Here is a 15,062-nt window from a genome sequence, read left to right on the forward strand (position 1 = left end):
TATAACGTTTTATCCACTATTTATTAAACTCTCTTTTATCTTCATGATACAAGTCTACTAGATTATTAAGATAACCTTAAAAATTATTCCCTTAATAAACGGCGGCGATATGCTTTATTAGATTTAACTAAAATTGATAAGCAATATGCGATAATATAAGAAAGTGAACAGCAAAAAGCTCGCTCATAAGACATTACCAAAATTCAAAAATTTCAAGGAGAACACCGACTGTTGAGTGAAAAAAACTGACCTGCTATTTCAACAGCAGGTCAGTTTTTATCTGTTACAGCCCAAAAAATGACTGGTATTATTTAGTTACCCTAGCTTGATTGAAAATTCAAAACCAGTTGGATTTTCATTAAACGGTCTACCGGGTTCTTTAAAAATGAGTTCAATTCCAGTAACATCATCTGGCAAAGCGGGTGAAATGATATAGCTATAGCTTGTATGTCCAGTTGTTCCTCCACCACCTTCTGATCGACAGATATATGTATCATCAATGAACATATCAAAAATATCAGGATAATAGTTGGATTCAATAGCCTCATTTCTCTCCTCCCAATCTATATCTAGATACAACACACTAGCGTTAGCATACTGCCGAATAAAGGTTACCGTATACATGACTCCATCATTTTCATAAATCTTAAGCACTGGCACATATTTTTTGAATTCAATAGGCACAACCATTGGCTTAAGACTAGCCTCCATCGCCATTGTCGTAAAGAGCGATTGTAAATACTCTTCATGAAGGTTGTACTCGTCGGCCAATTTAGAAATTACCTCATCTGGTGGAAAAATTGTATTTTTCCCCAGAATTTCTTTACGGTCATTTAACAATTCACAAAGTCTTTTATCAATGGATAAAAGACTTTCGTTATAATCAGTGTTTGGGTTTTCAGTTGGTTCAAATGTCATACGTAGTTCCTCCATTTTTTCTAAATAAAATAATAGTTCTCCTTTTAGTATCCGGAATTACAGCTTGAAGTTTCATTTAAACAAAGGAAATTTTAATTCGCTATATTATTTTTATCATACACCGTTTGTTCAAAATGAGCCACAGCACCAATCAAGTTAGCATCATTGTGAAATTCACAAACTTGAATGTTTAATTTTATATCATATGCCCTCTGACGTTCTAAATAAAAGGAAGTCCGTTCATGCAAACGTTGAATAAGGTCTTCTCTGACAGATATGCCCCCGCCAATAACAACCATATCAGGATTAAAACTAATAGAAAGGTTATAAATTCCGCGTGCTAAGGCATCAATAAGACCATCCACATATTTAACAGCCAGTGGTTCTCCTCTATCCGCTTCTTTAAAAAGATACTTTCCATCCACAACTGTATCTAATCCCATTTCTTTTCCATAGCGTTCTGCAGTATGAACCGGACTTCCCATTTCACTTAACGTATGTTCACCATCTAACAACATATAACCAAATTCTCCTCCAAAAAGATCTTTCCCTTTAAATAACTTACGATCAATAACAACGGATCCACCAATACCTGAACCAATGATTAAGAACAAAGCGTGTTGGATATTTTTTGCAGCGCCATGCCACACTTCTGCTAATGCAGCACAATTAGCATCATTCTCCATTGAAACTGGCACTCCAAATAAATTTTCCCATTCTTTTTTGATTGGGAAAAAATGCAGATAAGGAACCGCACTGATTCCACTGATAGTTCCCTCTAGTGCATCAACAGCACCCGGGGCACTGATGGCCACACCTTTCACTGAATGATTTTTCGTAAAGTTATGATAAACCTTCATCATTTCTTCTTTCATATCATCCCAATTTTTTGGTGTATAAAATGAACCTTTATTGCTTAACCCTTCATTTTCCCACAATCCAAATTTTACTGCTGATCCACCGATATCAAATACCACAATACTCATCTAGTCACTCCCCACCATTCAAAATAACACCGTTTTCATTTTGTTCTCTATTAAATATTATTTAATTTTTCAAGTACTAGTCAAGACGATGCAAAAAAAAAGCATCTTTATTTTTTATTTCTGTAAATTGAACTAAATCAATGTTTCTAAACGAAAAAGACTCTACATTTAGTATAGCGAACTACTCATTTATTAACAAACATTCTTTTATTAATTTTTTATTTCAAGGCCATTTTCTTGATACTAGAGCTGCCTTTGTTATTTTTAAATAACCTGGATTCTTATCTACTCTAATAAAACCGCTTATTTTTTCTATAATCTTTTATTTATGCTATGCTCTTATAAAAAAGTAAATAGAATAGAGGTAGTTGAAATGGCAGGAATGACGTGGGAAATTCTAAATATCATTGGTACAATTGCTTTTGCAATAAGTGGTGCATTTATCGCAATCAAAGTAAACTATGATATTCTTGGAGTTTATATTTTAGGCTTTACAACAGCATTTGGAGGAGGACTTATTCGTAATTTAGTTATTGGTATTCCTGTCCAAAATATTTGGATGCAAAGTACTTTATTTAAGTTTGCTTTTTTAGCGATTACCTTAGTATTGCTCTTTCCTAACATTTGGAATATTCTTTGGAAAGTGAACAGCATCGAGTTTTTTGATGCTATTGGTTTAGCAGCGTTTGCCATTCAAGGTGCAAATTATGCTGTTTCCACTGAAGTTCCGGCAGTCGCAGTCGTTCTTGCTGCTGTTATCACGGGTGCAGGTGGAGGATTGTTAAGAGACATATTTGCCGGACGTAAACCTATGATTTTCCATTCAGATGTTTACGCTTTATGGGCTGCAATCGCTGGGCTGATTATTGGATTAAATTGGGTCAGTGGTTCTTATGTAACGATTATACTCTTCATTTCAATTGTTGTTTTAAGAGTGATGTCCCTTTACTTCAATTGGAGTCTTCCGCACTCTTTCTATCCAAAAAATAAAAAAGATTAGTTAGGTTTGATTAGATATCTTACTTTAAATAACATTCGGAATTCGGAAATAAACCTGTCAAAATGAGATTATTCATTTAACCTAGATAACCTAAGAAAAGAAAATTGAACTGTAGAATATATATGTATGAGTAAAAACGATAACAGAAGTGTACCGGGGCTAGTAGCACAGGTTTCACTAACTCATGTTACTATTTTGAAGATTAAATAATAAATAAACTTATTCTATGATATTACATTCATTATATTTCTTAGTTTAATCCATTATTATTTCAATTACAACAGTTAAGGTATAGCACTATTACTATATGTAGTAAAAAACTTTACAGTTTAAAGTCAATTAGAAATCTTATTTCGCAAAGAATTTCTTATAACTTCCCTTTTTATTTTTATAAGCCTTCAGATAGTTAGAGGCACAGTGCTGTGACAGCACTGTGCCTCTAATAAAAGTGTCTATAATTTTTAGTGTTGATAGATTATTCAAAATACTTACCAAAAAATTCTGGAGGAATAGGGTGGATTGTAGCCCTGTAAAGGATTCAATGAGAATTATAAACCGTTAGAGCTTCAGCGATTATGGTTTGTTTGAAGCTTGAAAGTCTGTAAGACTATAGGCTTACAGGCGGTCCATGCTCCACAAGCAAATCCGTCCATTCCAGAAGAATTTAATTTTGAAGCATTCACACCATTTGTCATACAACCTAATAAAATTCCTCATTACCTACTTTTCATTAACAAATTAATTGCTTGTTGAATACTTTCTTCTCCAGTGCTGCCATCTTTGATATTTTTTTGAACACATTCCACTAAGTTTTCAGCCACAATTAAACTAATTGCACGATCGAGACTGGAACGAACCGCTGATAATTGTGTCACGATATCTGCACATTCTTTTCCTTCATCAATCATATTCAACACTCCATGCAATTGACCATCGGAACGTTTCAACCGGTTTACTATCTTTGCATTGTATTCCATTAGATAACTTCTCCTCTCCAAGCAGAAATTCCGCCCATGACATTTGTTACTTTGTATCCTTCCTTAGCCAGTTCTTGGCACGCCATTGAAGAACGAGCTCCTGAGTGACACATAACATAATACTCTTCATTTTTATCTAATTTTTGCTTAACAGATGATAGAGCGCTTAAAGGAACATGAATCGCTCCTTCTAAATGTCCCTCTTCCCATTCATTGTCTTCTCTCACGTCGACTAAAGGAAGTTTTCCTTTTTTCCATTTTTGTTCAAACTCTGGCATTGATATCGAATGATACATTATTTTTCCACCTTTTCTGGTCTGACTGTTGAATAAAGAGCAAATGCTCCATCCAAATTTTTAACTTCATACTCATTTTCTTTTAATATACGCTCAGCGATATAACTGCGCAATCCGCTGTGGCAGCTCACAATGATCGGTTGGTCTTTAGGAACTTCAGATAATCTTTCTCTTAAACTATCCAGAGGAATGTTCACTGCTCCTTTTAAATGACCATTGCTTGTCAATTCATCGGCATTTCGAACGTCTAACAACACGTGATCTTCTTTTTGTTTGTCTTCTAATTCATACCATTGAACAGAGTCACTCAGTCCTTCCATAAGATTCAAAGCAGCATATCCAGCCATATTGACGGGATCTTTTGCCGAGCCAAAGGGTGGAGCATACGTGAATTCCAACTCCGGCAAGTCTTCTACTGTCATCTCTGCTTTAATGGCTGTAGCAATAATATCAATGCGTTTGTCGACACCATCTCCTCCGACTGCTTGTGCTCCGTAAATTTTTCCAGTTGTCGGATGGAATAACAATTTCAATACAATCGTTTTTGCATTTGGATAGTATCCTGCATGGCTTTTTCCTTGGATATGAACCACTTGATAGGTTTCGTTTGCTTGTTGCAATTGTTTTTCGCTAAGCCCTGTTGATGCTGCAGCCAAATTGAAGACACGCACAATAGCTGTCCCAATGCTGCCTTTATTTTTACGATTTAATCCGCTGATGACATCCGCTACTTGTCTGCCTTGACGATTGGCCGGTGAAGCTAAAGCAATCATCGTATCTTTCCCATTGATTTGTTGTTTGACAACGATTGCGTCTCCAACAGCATAAATATCTTTTTGACTGGTTTCATACTGCTCGTTGACCAGTATACCACCCCGTACTCCTGTTTTAATAGAAGCAGTTTGTGCCAATGAAGTCTCCGGGTTAACACCTACAGACAGTAATGTGAGGTCACTTTCCAAGCGTTTCCCATTTTCCAGGACAATGACTTTTCCTTTTTCTTCAAATGAGTCAGCCGCCAGCCCGGTATACAACTTCACACTATTTGCCGTTAATTCTTTACTGACATAAGCTGCCATCTCTTCATCCAAAGGCGGCAATACATGTGGAGCTTTTTCTACAATTGTCACATCCAGTCCGCGATGGACTAGACTCTCAGCCATTTCTAAACCAATAAATCCAGCACCGATCACTATTGCTTTTTTAGGCTGTTCTTTCTCTATAAATGCTGAAATAGCATCTACATCAGGAACCGAACGCAATGTAAATACATTTTCCGCTTCGGCTAACCCTATTGTAGGAGGAACAAATGGTTTTGCTCCTGGAGATAAAATCAGTTTGTCATAAGTTAAGATGTATTCCTCTTCTCGTGTTTGCACGATCACTTCTTTTTTTGCAGCATCAATAAAAACAGCTTCACTATTCGGACGTACATCTAAACTGAATCGCGCTTGTAAAGCCTCAGGCGTTTGCACCAATAAATCAGTACGCTCTTTAATTTCACCAGCAACATAATAAGGCAGACCGCAATTTGCAAATGACACATAAGGTCCTTTTTCCAACACAATGATTTCTGCATTTTCATTCAAGCGTCTTAACCGTGTAGCAGCAGACATTCCTCCCGCTACACCCCCAATGATCACAATTTTCACTATTTTTTTCCTCCTCTTTTAGCGCCTGTCCATGACATCATCCCGCCGCGAACATTAACAACATCATATCCTCGTTTTAATAATACTTTAGTTGCTTTTTTACTGCGCATTCCAGATTGACAGACAACATACGTTTTACCGCTTGGGGTATAATGCATTATTTTTCCTAAAGGAACATTTTTTGCTCCTGGAATATGCCCGTTTTGAAATTCATGGGATTCTCGTACGTCAATGATTTGTGGTTTTTCTGCCAATTTACTCTCTAATTCATGTGTAGCAATAGTAGGTATCTTCTTAAACAACATTCTTTTTCCTCCTTAGTTAGCTTTCTTTTTTTACATGTTCTCTTTTGATTGGCCTTTCTTTTCCTTCAACAGCATAGTGAGAATAGGAAGGATACTAACAGCAACTCGGTGGCAGTAACGGTGGGAACCTTTTTGATAAAATTTAATAATAGGTAAGAATATACCCTTTTTATACCCCCGTGCGTATTCATGATTATACCCCTGTGGGTATAATTTGTAAAGCTGATAATCCGATTTTTATATAACATTTACAAATTAACATTAGATAACATATATCAATAAAAAAGTTATTTTAAGTTGATTTCAATTTAAATAATGTTATGATAGACCTAAGAAGAAAACATTTGGAGGTGTTTTATTGAATCAATTAAAAAGACAAGAGATGATTTTTGATTTGCTGAAAGTTAACGGAGAAGCAACTTCAAATGAACTCGCTGTTAAATTAGATGTCTCTATGATGACCATCAATCGCGATCTTAAAGAGATTTCCACATGGAGAGGTATCCAACTCGTTCATGGCGGAGCTGTTTATCGAGATGAAAACACTTTAGAAAATCCTATTTCGATTAAAGAAGAAGTCAGTGTTCAAGAGAAAAAACGCATTGCTAATTTTTGCAGAAATTTAGTTAAGCCTGGGAGTGCTGTTTTTATCGAGACCGGAACTACTGCTTTAGCTGTGGCAAGAGAGATTTTCAATATCGAAGGTTGCAAATTTTATACGAACTCCCTATTAGTGCTGAATTCTTTATCTAAATATGAAGGTATCGATTTGCACTGTGTCCCTGGAAAGTACCGTGAATTATCTAAAGGATTTTTAGGATTGGAAACAGCTGATTTCATCAGAAATTTCAACTTTGATGTGGCTTTTATAGGAGCGGAAGGAATCAGTGCCGATTCTGGAATTACTCTACCCAATGAGGAGGATGCTTTTACAAAAAGAGCCGTCATAAATCAGTCGAAGAAAACTATTCTGGTGGCAGATCATAAAAAATTTGGTCTCTCTTACCTTTATAAAATCGGGGATATCGAAGAGGTTGATATGATCGTGACTGATTTAGACAGCCAGCAAACAAATTTTAAAGAATTAAAATCATTGACGACTATTATTTCTATTAAAGATGAGGAGAATAAACATGATTATTAATTTAAATAAAGTAACTTTACCAACTATCCACAGAAATCTTAAATCGATTTATTTAACAGACAAAACAATGACCGCTCGAAAGGAAAATTTTTTAGCAACAATGAAACAGCAGTCTATCGATACTGCAATTATTTATGCAGACCGTGAGCATGGCGCAAATTTCGAATATTTCACAGGATTTATTCCTCGTTTTGAAGAAGCTTGTTTAGTGATGCACGGCAATGGAGACAGCTATTTGTTACTAGGAAACGAAAACTTGAAATTAGCTGCACACTCCCGTATCCCTGCGCAAGCGATTCATGTACCGTATTTCTCTCTACCGAATCAACCAATGAATGGAGAAAAAAAACTAGCAGATTATTTTAAAGAAAGCCAGATTTCTCCTGATGCTACAATCGGTGTTATTGGATGGAAATTATTTACATCTAGTCAATACGACAATAGTGGATTATTCGATTTGCCTTTTTATATCGTAGACAGTTTAATCAATTATGTTGCAGACCGTAAGCAATTAAAAAACTTTGCTTCAGCTCTCATCTCTCCAGAAGGCGGATTGCGTACGACTCATAACGCCAACGAGATCGCTCATTTTGAATATGGAGCAACTCTAGCTGGAAAAGGTATGTTCGCGGCAATCCAAGCTGTAGAAGTTGGCAAAACCGAAAAAGAAATTGGTGCTTTACTCGCTCAAGATGGCCAACCGAATACTGTGACGACGATTAGTGCGGCGGGCAAACGATTTACCAATGCTACTCTTTATCCAAGAGACAACGAAGCCTTATTAGGCGATAATTATTCTATGACAGTAGGGTATAAAGGTGGGCTAAGTAGCCGTGCTGGCTTTGTAGCAGCCTCTAAAAAGGAGCTGCCAGAAAACCAAACAGACTATTTAGAAAAAGTAGGTATCCCCTACTTTACTGCATACGCTACTTGGTTGGAAACTATTAGTGTAGGAACGGTTGGAGATGCCTTTTATGACAAGATAGAGGAAGTCTTCCCTGCTGACGTTTACGGCTGGACCTTGAATCCAGGACACTACACAGGAGACGATGAATGGATGTCATCACCATTCTTTAAAGGTTCTACAGCTGTTGTGAAGAGCGGTCAACTGTTCCAAGTAGATATCATTCCGAGTGTTCCTGGCTACTCAGGAGCAAGTTGTGAAGAACCAGTAGCCATTGCTGACAAAGCATTACAAGACGAATTAAAACACCAGTATCCTGATGTGTGGAAACGAATCGAAGAAAGAAGAAATTACATCAAAAATGTGATCCAAATAGACTTATCGGATGACGTTTTACCTTTAAGTGATACCGTTGCATTTTACACGCCGTTCTTATTAAATAAGACATTAGCTTATACGAAAGAAGCATAAACACGAACCTCCCAACAATCTTTGTTGTTCTGTCTTTCTATGTCTCATTGAAAAACAAAATACTGTTCAATAGCAGCTGAAAAATTTACAGACCACTAGGGTTACAACTAAACGTGTGATAATGGTTAATTCCATACTTTGAATGGTTGCACTGGTCATGTGAAATTTCAACCTAGGAATTGATATCGACAAAGTATTACCTACTAAAATAATAATTATCCGTTTATCAAGAAGAAATCACTGGTTTTGTCGAAATAACCTTGTAAAAGCCTATCAAACGCTATAGTATGGACTTTAAGACACGAAACAGAAAGAGGCAACAAAACTATGACTACTATTCAAGCAGAACCAGCTAATATTGAAGAATTAAAAACTAAAGCAAATACAAAAGACAATTGGAAAATTAGACTCGAAGCCGTTACTGAATTAGCAAACTATGACTGTCAAAAATCAAGATATATCTTAACAAAACTTGCATCAAATGACCGTGTTTTTGCAGTAAAAGAAGCAGCTTTTAATGCTGCACAAGCGATGGGTATCACGAAAAAAGGCTTACCTTTAGAACTGAAAAGAAAAGATATAAGATACAGCAGCAAAGACTTTGCAAAAGTTTTTAGTCGTGTTAAACGTGATACACAAATGGAAGAAATTGATTTGGATACTTTCAAAAAACAATTCCAAGTCGTTAGTCCAGAAATGTATGACGTTATGCAATACGAAGAACAAGATAACTTTGATTTGTGGATTACAGCTTCATATGCGAATTTAAGATAGATTTTGAAACAAAAAAGGAACCCTTTTAGGAGTTCCTTTTTTTTATGCTTCCAATCGTGATACTTTTTTTGTAATGAGTAGGATTACTAGCATACTTGCTACTAACAAAATTACTGTAATAGCTAAGACTACTTGAACCCCGCCAACTGTCACTAAATTACTCGGGATGCTACAAAAGACTACAGCTGAAACGATGGCTAAAGCTAACGAATTTCTCCACCATCCGATAGCTAAAGAAATTAAACTAATACTCGTAACTAAAATAACAGCAACGATCATAAGAGGGAGCTGGCCCATAATTGTAGCGAAAGAGAGAGAATCATTTACTACAGAAAAAACAGACTCTGATACAAAAAACAAACTGTTGGTTAATAAAATACCGATAAAAACGCCAATCCCACAAAACAGTTCACAGAAAATAATTTTTGCCCGTAATATTTTCTTTCTAGCTACAGGGTAACTTAACGTCAAGTAAAGGTAATTGTCATTATAAGATTCCATCACAACTTTTCCTAGCATTGCCGTACCTAAACATGAAAAACCCGCTACATTAATAATAAATGATAGGATATACAAAAATTTATAGGTCCCCATTTCCGGATCTGTTACCAAAATACTTGGATCAATCTGCGGAGCATAAGCTAATAAGTTGATCATTGCTAATGTAACTAATGGTATCAAAATGCTAGCAAGCAGATAAGGGGTTAGTGCGATTTTTTTCATTTCTAATTGAATAAGTTTCATTTTACTCTACTCCTTCCATTTTGTTGATTAAGAAATTTTCTAAGCCATCTTGATATTTAGCTACTAAATCTTGTTTTCTTTCATTTAAAACAAGTTGACCATCATAAATTACTCCGATTCGTGTAGCAACAGATTCTACTTCAGTTAAAATATGACTCGACATAATAATCGTTTTGCCTAACAATGAAATCTCTTCAATCAGTTCACGGAATTGTTTTATTCCTCTAGGATCGAGACCATTTAATGGTTCATCAATAATCAGCAACTCTGGATTATGAACTAAGCATCTTGCTAACACCAATCTTTGGCGCATCCCTAACGAATATTCTTTAACAGGACGATCATTGTCAATTGTTAAACCTACCATCTTAAGCCAATCACTAATTCGGTTATTAGAGACTCCCATATATTCACAGTGAATTTTTAAATTTTCATCTGCAGATAAATGTTCGTAGAAAACCGGCTCATTGATATTTGAACCAATTTTTGTTTTTACTTTTTCCAAATCTTTACTCTCATTTAAAATAGCAATTTCTCCATTGGTTGCTTTAGATAAACCTGTCAAAATTTTAAATAAGGTCGATTTCCCTGCGCCATTTTTTCCTAGTAAAACATAGACTTCTCCTTTTTCAACAGTTAAACTGAAATTTTTCAACACTTCTTTTCTTCCATAATTCTTCTCTATACTTAAGACTTCAACACTAGTTGTCATTTTTAATCTTCCTTTCTTAATTGTTTTCAAATTTAATAGCAATCAATAGATACCACTGGTATGTATATCTATAAAAAAATAGCTTTTTATCAGCTATTCTTTTTTTAAAATAGAAAATAGTTTGAAACTTTCTTGAACGATTTCATCTGTTAATAAAGGAACACCTACTCCATTAAACATCTTTTGGATGAATAAAATTTTACGGCGCAGTTCTTCTTCTGATAAAACACTAAGTTGAAATCCTATCCATAAATTAAACGTTAGCATCAGCAATTCTGAAATCTCTTCTGGATAATCCGTTTGAATGGATCCATCAGCGACTCCTTCATCAACTATTTTTTTCATTTCTGGGACAAGATCATTGAAGACTTGCAAATATTGTTCGCCCAATATTCTTGGACTTCTCAACGCAACTGCAGCAGAATAACCGATTGATTGTCTTCGATAAGCATTAAACGTATCTTTTAAGACATTTTGCAATTTTTCTAATCCAGTGTCTCCATGCAAATTATCAGGGACAGCTTGTTCATCTGCTTCATCCATCAGCGTTTCTAGAATAGCGAATTTTGATTTAAAGTGGTGGTAGATAACCCCTTTGGTCATATTCCCTAGACCATCAACAATGTCTTGAATAGACGTTCCATCATAGCCTTTTTCTAGAAATAATTTTTCTGCTACATCCAGTATTTTCTTCTTCGTTTCTTCAGGGTACTTGTTTCTTGCCAACTATCTCACCTCACATAAATACCAGTGGTATGTATCCACATAATACATACCACTGGTATTTATGTCAACAATAATTAATTATTGTATAACATATTTTTAAAAAAATCCTAACTATTGTCTTTTTCAGTGCTTTTCAACTTAGTAATTTATACCTTAATTATACGCTTACTTAATCTATTTAAGTGAAATGGTATCTAAACTACAATCAAACGAATTGACTTTTTTTTGTTACAATTATAAACTCTCCGTATCAGAGTAAGGAGGTTTTGCCAATAAAAAACGACTACTTTTAATTTGAGAAATTCTTTTGTTGATTTTAGAAATACTGTCTAGACTAAACTTTATTACTCTAGGTACAATGTTTTTAATGATTATTGACATTGCACTTCCAATTGTTAGTCGCTTGGCACCTTCTCTTTCCCCCCCACTATTAGCTTTAGTCATTTTCTAATAGACAGTTTCCTTCCAATTAAGTTTCCTTACTATCAACCAAGTCGTATTATACTTTCTCATACCCTAATTTTCGATGTATATAATTGTAAAAACTCATTTTTTTAATGAACTCAAAGGCTTAATTCTATTTAAATAAATGTTATTTCTTAAGAAGAATACCATTTCTACTTGAACCGTTAAATCTTTGTAGTAAAAATAAGTAGTTATACTATAATCATGTATTAAAAAATTTAGGAGGAATAGTTTATGTGCACAGGTTTATCTTACACGAATGACACGTTCTATTTTGGAAGAAATCTTGATCTGGAGTATGCTTTAAATAACAAAGTCGTTGTTACACCAAGAGACTACACGTTTAAGCTACGCAAAGAAGAAGAGCTCACTTCACACTATTCGTTGATTGGTATGGCTATGGTAGTAGATAATTACCCTTTATATTTTGATGCAGTTAATGAAAAAGGTCTTGGAATGGGCGGATTAAACTTTGATGGTTTTGCAGTCTATCATGACGAGCAAAAAGACAAAAAAAATATTACCCCTTTTGAATTCATCCCTTACTTATTAGGCAAATGTGCCACTGTCCAAGAAGCTAAAGCATTATTAAAAGATATTAATCTGATTAATATTTCTTTTAGCGAAAAACTACAATTATCGCCATTACATTGGTTGATATCAGATAAAGACAGTTCAATTGTTGTCGAATCAACAGCTGAAGGATTACAAGTATATGTCAATCAATTTGGCGTACTAGCTAATAACCCTTCTTTCCCCTATCATAAATACAATATGAGCAATTACTTAAACCTTACGTCAAATATCCCAGAAAACCGCTTAAGTTCTAAGGTTGATTTAGATGTCTACAGTCGAGGAATGGGAGCCATTGGTCTTCCTGGAGATCTGTCTTCTTCATCAAGATTTGTTCGTGCAGCATATGCTTGTTTAAATTCTGTTGCAGATAAAACAGAAAATGCGAATGTTTCTCAATTTTTCCATATTTTAGATTTTGTAGCACAACCAAGAGGTGGTGCTATGGCGCCAGAAGGAATTTATGAAATCACTCAATATTCTTCTTGTGTAAGCACTGAAACGCAAACTTATTACTATAAAACGTATGAGAACAGCCAAATATGTGCCGTGTCTATGAAAGATTTGCCTTTAGACAGTTCTGATCTATTTGTTTACGAATTAGAAAAAGATCAAGCTATCAACTACACTAATTAAGTAGTCAGTTAATCTGTAAACCTTGAATGAATTAAGAACTATCTTAATTCATTCAAGGTTTTTTTGTCTAAAAAAGCGTTTTAAATGACAGAATCAGCGTGATTATGGGATGATACTCTTAAATACCATTTGAGGAGAAGGGACCATCAATCATGAACAATAGAAAAGAGGAATACCATACTTTAGCAGCTACTATCATTCAATTAGTTGGGGGTGAAGAAAACATCACAAACGTCATCCATTGTGTGACGCGTCTCCGCTTTTATTTGAAAGATGATACTAAAGCAAACGAGGAAGAGCTAACTCGTTTAAAAGGCGTCTTAGGTGTAGTAAACGCTGGTGGCCAATACCAAATAGTCGTCGGTACAGCTGTTGAAGACATTTATAAAGAAGTTGTTTCTCAGCTAGATATCTCTGATAATCAATCACAACAAACAGAAACTGCAGCTCCTCCTTCTGAAAATCTTACCTCTTTTGAAAAAATTAAACATAGTGGAAATCAACTGATTGGGATTATTACCGGTTCAGTGATGCCCATCATCAATTTGCTTGCTGCTTCAGGAATCATAAAGAGTCTCTTAGCTGTATTGACTGCCTCAAATCTAGTATCTGATACTGGAAATGCTTATTTAATCATTAGCGCAATGGCCGATGCCGTCTTTTACTTTCTACCTATTCTTATCGGTTTTAATGCTGCCAAGCGTTTAGGTGGAAATCCTCTTTTAACGGCTGTTATTGGTGGAATCATCATTCACCCCACCGTTCTTGAAGCTGCTAATAGTGGTATGAACATCTTATCTATTGGAACTTTTAATTTCCCTTATGTTGCGTATACGTACTCTATTTTTCCTATGATACTAGCTGCTTGGTTGGTAAAAAAATTAGAAGGTTGGCTAAAAAGCTGGATTCCAATGTTTATTCAAGCTCTTTTGGTTCCCATTCTCATCATTGGAATCGTAGCCTCAATAACTTTCTTGATTACAGGACCCATTATTACTTGGCTCTCGTTTGGTTTAGCAAATGGCCTACAAGCTTTACTAAGCCTAAACGCCCCTATTTTTGGAGCTGTTATTAATGGTTTTTACCAAATATTAGTTATTTTCGGCTTACATTGGGGAATTATTCCTATCTATGTCAACGACTTTGCGACATTAGGATACAGTTACCTGTCAGCTATGGTAAGTATGACCATTGTTGCGCAAGGAGGAGCAGCACTAGCGGTAGCCGTAAAATCGAAGAAACTCGACTTAAAGGAGCTGGGTTACGCGGGAGCAGTTTCAGCTTTTTGTGGCATTACTGAGCCAGCAATTTATGGAATCAACTTGCGTTTCCGCAGACCATTTGTGTGTGCCAGCATTGCGAGTGCAGTGGGTGGATTTCTGACAGGTTTATTCCAAGTCAATATGTGGAGTATTATTGGATCCGTTATCGGATTGCCTTCTTTCATTGATCCTGCAAATGGAATCACAGCAAACTTTTGGTATGCCGTTCTTGTAACTGCTGTTACATTGTTTATAGCATTTGCTCTTACGTATTTTTGGGGATATAACGATTCTATGGTTATGCAAGAAAAGCGGGCTAAACCTAAAAATCCAGCAAAACAAACTATCGCTTGACCCAATAAATCTTCAGAACCGTTTAACTTGCGGTTCTGAAGATTTTTTTGTAGAATTTTATTTAACTAAAAACTAAACCTAGCGTGTCAAATCATTCAAAATTTTAGTCATTTTTCAACTCCTTATATCTACAAAATTTGTAACCGATTGCAATTAATGCGAT

16 protein-coding genes are annotated in these 15,062 nt (G+C 35.4%); 6 read left to right on the top strand and 10 right to left on the bottom strand.

Features of this window, described 5'->3' with window-relative positions:
* Window positions 1–315: 315 nt before the first annotated feature.
* Together ABS916_RS03980 and ABS916_RS03985 are read right to left on the bottom strand one after the other, a co-directional pair.
* Complete coding sequence (locus ABS916_RS03980) at window positions 316–918, bottom strand: hypothetical protein (RefSeq protein ID WP_350450686.1); 603 nt, start codon at window positions 916–918, stop codon at window positions 316–318.
* Between the two features lie 92 nt (window positions 919–1,010).
* Window positions 1,011–1,904 carry an ROK family protein gene (locus tag ABS916_RS03985; RefSeq protein ID WP_350450687.1) on the bottom strand — a complete coding sequence of 298 codons (894 nt, stop codon included), beginning with the start codon at window positions 1,902–1,904 and terminating at the stop codon, window positions 1,011–1,013.
* A gap of 373 nt (window positions 1,905–2,277) precedes the next feature.
* Here ABS916_RS03985 and ABS916_RS03990 point away from each other — a divergent pair, with 373 nt between their 5' ends.
* Complete coding sequence (locus tag ABS916_RS03990; RefSeq protein ID WP_350450688.1) at window positions 2,278–2,904, top strand: trimeric intracellular cation channel family protein; 627 nt, start codon at window positions 2,278–2,280, stop codon at window positions 2,902–2,904.
* Between the two features lie 566 nt (window positions 2,905–3,470).
* Here the strand turns inward: ABS916_RS03990 and ABS916_RS03995 are convergent.
* From ABS916_RS03995 to ABS916_RS04015, 5 genes are read right to left on the bottom strand one after another with little or no spacing between them, the layout of a single operon-like run.
* Window positions 3,471–3,599 (bottom strand): hypothetical protein, encoded by a 129-nt coding sequence (locus tag ABS916_RS03995; RefSeq protein ID WP_350450689.1) that lies wholly within the window; start codon window positions 3,597–3,599, stop codon window positions 3,471–3,473.
* A gap of 21 nt (window positions 3,600–3,620) precedes the next feature.
* Entirely contained in the window at window positions 3,621–3,881 is a 261-nt protein-coding gene (locus ABS916_RS04000) for a metal-sensitive transcriptional regulator (RefSeq protein WP_350450690.1), read from the bottom strand.
* Window positions 3,881–4,177, bottom strand: a complete 297-nt coding sequence (locus ABS916_RS04005; RefSeq protein WP_350450691.1) for a rhodanese-like domain-containing protein — start codon at window positions 4,175–4,177, stop codon at window positions 3,881–3,883. The genes ABS916_RS04000 and ABS916_RS04005 overlap by 1 nt, the downstream gene beginning before the upstream one ends.
* Window positions 4,177–5,829 carry an FAD-dependent oxidoreductase gene (locus ABS916_RS04010; RefSeq protein ID WP_350450692.1) on the bottom strand — a complete coding sequence of 551 codons (1,653 nt, stop codon included), beginning with the start codon at window positions 5,827–5,829 and terminating at the stop codon, window positions 4,177–4,179. Before ABS916_RS04010 ends, ABS916_RS04005 begins: the two co-directional genes overlap by 1 nt.
* On the bottom strand, window positions 5,829–6,134 hold the full coding sequence (locus tag ABS916_RS04015; protein ID WP_350450693.1) for a rhodanese-like domain-containing protein: 306 nt from the start codon (window positions 6,132–6,134) through the stop codon (window positions 5,829–5,831). Before ABS916_RS04015 ends, ABS916_RS04010 begins: the two co-directional genes overlap by 1 nt.
* A gap of 358 nt (window positions 6,135–6,492) precedes the next feature.
* Between ABS916_RS04015 and ABS916_RS04020 the strand changes: the two genes are divergently transcribed.
* The 3 genes from ABS916_RS04020 to ABS916_RS04030 all read left to right on the top strand — a co-directional run bounded on the left by ABS916_RS04020 (window position 6,493) and on the right by ABS916_RS04030 (window position 9,427).
* Window positions 6,493–7,278 carry a DeoR/GlpR family DNA-binding transcription regulator gene (locus ABS916_RS04020; RefSeq protein WP_350450694.1) on the top strand — a complete coding sequence of 262 codons (786 nt, stop codon included), beginning with the start codon at window positions 6,493–6,495 and terminating at the stop codon, window positions 7,276–7,278.
* Entirely contained in the window at window positions 7,262–8,653 is a 1,392-nt protein-coding gene (locus ABS916_RS04025) for a M24 family metallopeptidase (protein WP_502880582.1), read from the top strand. The genes ABS916_RS04020 and ABS916_RS04025 overlap by 17 nt, the downstream gene beginning before the upstream one ends.
* Window positions 8,654–8,980: 327 nt before the next feature.
* Window positions 8,981–9,427: a HEAT repeat domain-containing protein gene (locus ABS916_RS04030; protein WP_350450696.1), complete on the top strand. Its 447-nt coding sequence runs from the start codon at window positions 8,981–8,983 to the stop codon at window positions 9,425–9,427.
* A 42-nt stretch (window positions 9,428–9,469) separates the two neighbouring features.
* Here ABS916_RS04030 and ABS916_RS04035 read toward each other — a convergent pair whose 3' ends face one another.
* The 3 genes from ABS916_RS04035 to ABS916_RS04045 all read right to left on the bottom strand — a co-directional run bounded on the left by ABS916_RS04035 (window position 9,470) and on the right by ABS916_RS04045 (window position 11,609).
* Entirely contained in the window at window positions 9,470–10,171 is a 702-nt protein-coding gene (locus ABS916_RS04035; protein WP_350450697.1) for a hypothetical protein, read from the bottom strand.
* A gap of 1 nt (window position 10,172) precedes the next feature.
* Window positions 10,173–10,883, bottom strand: a complete 711-nt coding sequence (locus ABS916_RS04040) for an ABC transporter ATP-binding protein (RefSeq protein WP_350450698.1) — start codon at window positions 10,881–10,883, stop codon at window positions 10,173–10,175.
* A gap of 93 nt (window positions 10,884–10,976) precedes the next feature.
* A complete protein-coding gene (locus ABS916_RS04045; protein WP_350450699.1) occupies window positions 10,977–11,609 on the bottom strand; it encodes a TetR/AcrR family transcriptional regulator in 633 nt (210 codons plus the stop codon).
* A gap of 699 nt (window positions 11,610–12,308) precedes the next feature.
* Between ABS916_RS04045 and bsh the strand changes: the two genes are divergently transcribed.
* Together bsh and ABS916_RS04055 are read left to right on the top strand one after the other, a co-directional pair.
* Window positions 12,309–13,283, top strand: a complete 975-nt coding sequence (bsh, locus tag ABS916_RS04050; protein ID WP_350450700.1) for a choloylglycine hydrolase — start codon at window positions 12,309–12,311, stop codon at window positions 13,281–13,283.
* 152 nt (window positions 13,284–13,435) lie between these two features.
* Window positions 13,436–14,899, top strand: a complete 1,464-nt coding sequence (locus ABS916_RS04055) for a PTS transporter subunit EIIC (protein ID WP_350450701.1) — start codon at window positions 13,436–13,438, stop codon at window positions 14,897–14,899.
* Window positions 14,900–15,062: the final 163 nt, after the last annotated feature.

Source organism: Carnobacterium sp., from assembly GCF_040274945.1.
Taxonomy (GTDB): domain Bacteria; phylum Bacillota; class Bacilli; order Lactobacillales; family Carnobacteriaceae; genus Carnobacterium_B.

What these genes read in the sequence shown, in the direction of transcription:
- ABS916_RS03980 (WP_350450686.1), bottom strand. Translation starts at nt 918, where the DNA reads ATGACATTTGAACCAACTGAAAACCCAAACACTGATTATAACGAAAGT.
- ABS916_RS03985 (WP_350450687.1), bottom strand. Translation starts at nt 1,904, where the DNA reads ATGAGTATTGTGGTATTTGATATCGGTGGATCAGCAGTAAAATTTGGA.
- ABS916_RS03990 (WP_350450688.1), top strand. Translation starts at nt 2,278, where the DNA reads ATGGCAGGAATGACGTGGGAAATTCTAAATATCATTGGTACAATTGCT.
- ABS916_RS03995 (WP_350450689.1), bottom strand. Translation starts at nt 3,599, where the DNA reads ATGACAAATGGTGTGAATGCTTCAAAATTAAATTCTTCTGGAATGGAC.
- ABS916_RS04000 (WP_350450690.1), bottom strand. Translation starts at nt 3,881, where the DNA reads ATGGAATACAATGCAAAGATAGTAAACCGGTTGAAACGTTCCGATGGT.
- ABS916_RS04005 (WP_350450691.1), bottom strand. Translation starts at nt 4,177, where the DNA reads ATGTATCATTCGATATCAATGCCAGAGTTTGAACAAAAATGGAAAAAA.
- ABS916_RS04015 (WP_350450693.1), bottom strand. Translation starts at nt 6,134, where the DNA reads ATGTTGTTTAAGAAGATACCTACTATTGCTACACATGAATTAGAGAGT.
- ABS916_RS04030 (WP_350450696.1), top strand. Translation starts at nt 8,981, where the DNA reads ATGACTACTATTCAAGCAGAACCAGCTAATATTGAAGAATTAAAAACT.
- ABS916_RS04035 (WP_350450697.1), bottom strand. Translation starts at nt 10,171, where the DNA reads ATGAAACTTATTCAATTAGAAATGAAAAAAATCGCACTAACCCCTTAT.
- ABS916_RS04040 (WP_350450698.1), bottom strand. Translation starts at nt 10,883, where the DNA reads ATGACAACTAGTGTTGAAGTCTTAAGTATAGAGAAGAATTATGGAAGA.
- bsh (WP_350450700.1), top strand. Translation starts at nt 12,309, where the DNA reads ATGTGCACAGGTTTATCTTACACGAATGACACGTTCTATTTTGGAAGA.
- ABS916_RS04055 (WP_350450701.1), top strand. Translation starts at nt 13,436, where the DNA reads ATGAACAATAGAAAAGAGGAATACCATACTTTAGCAGCTACTATCATT.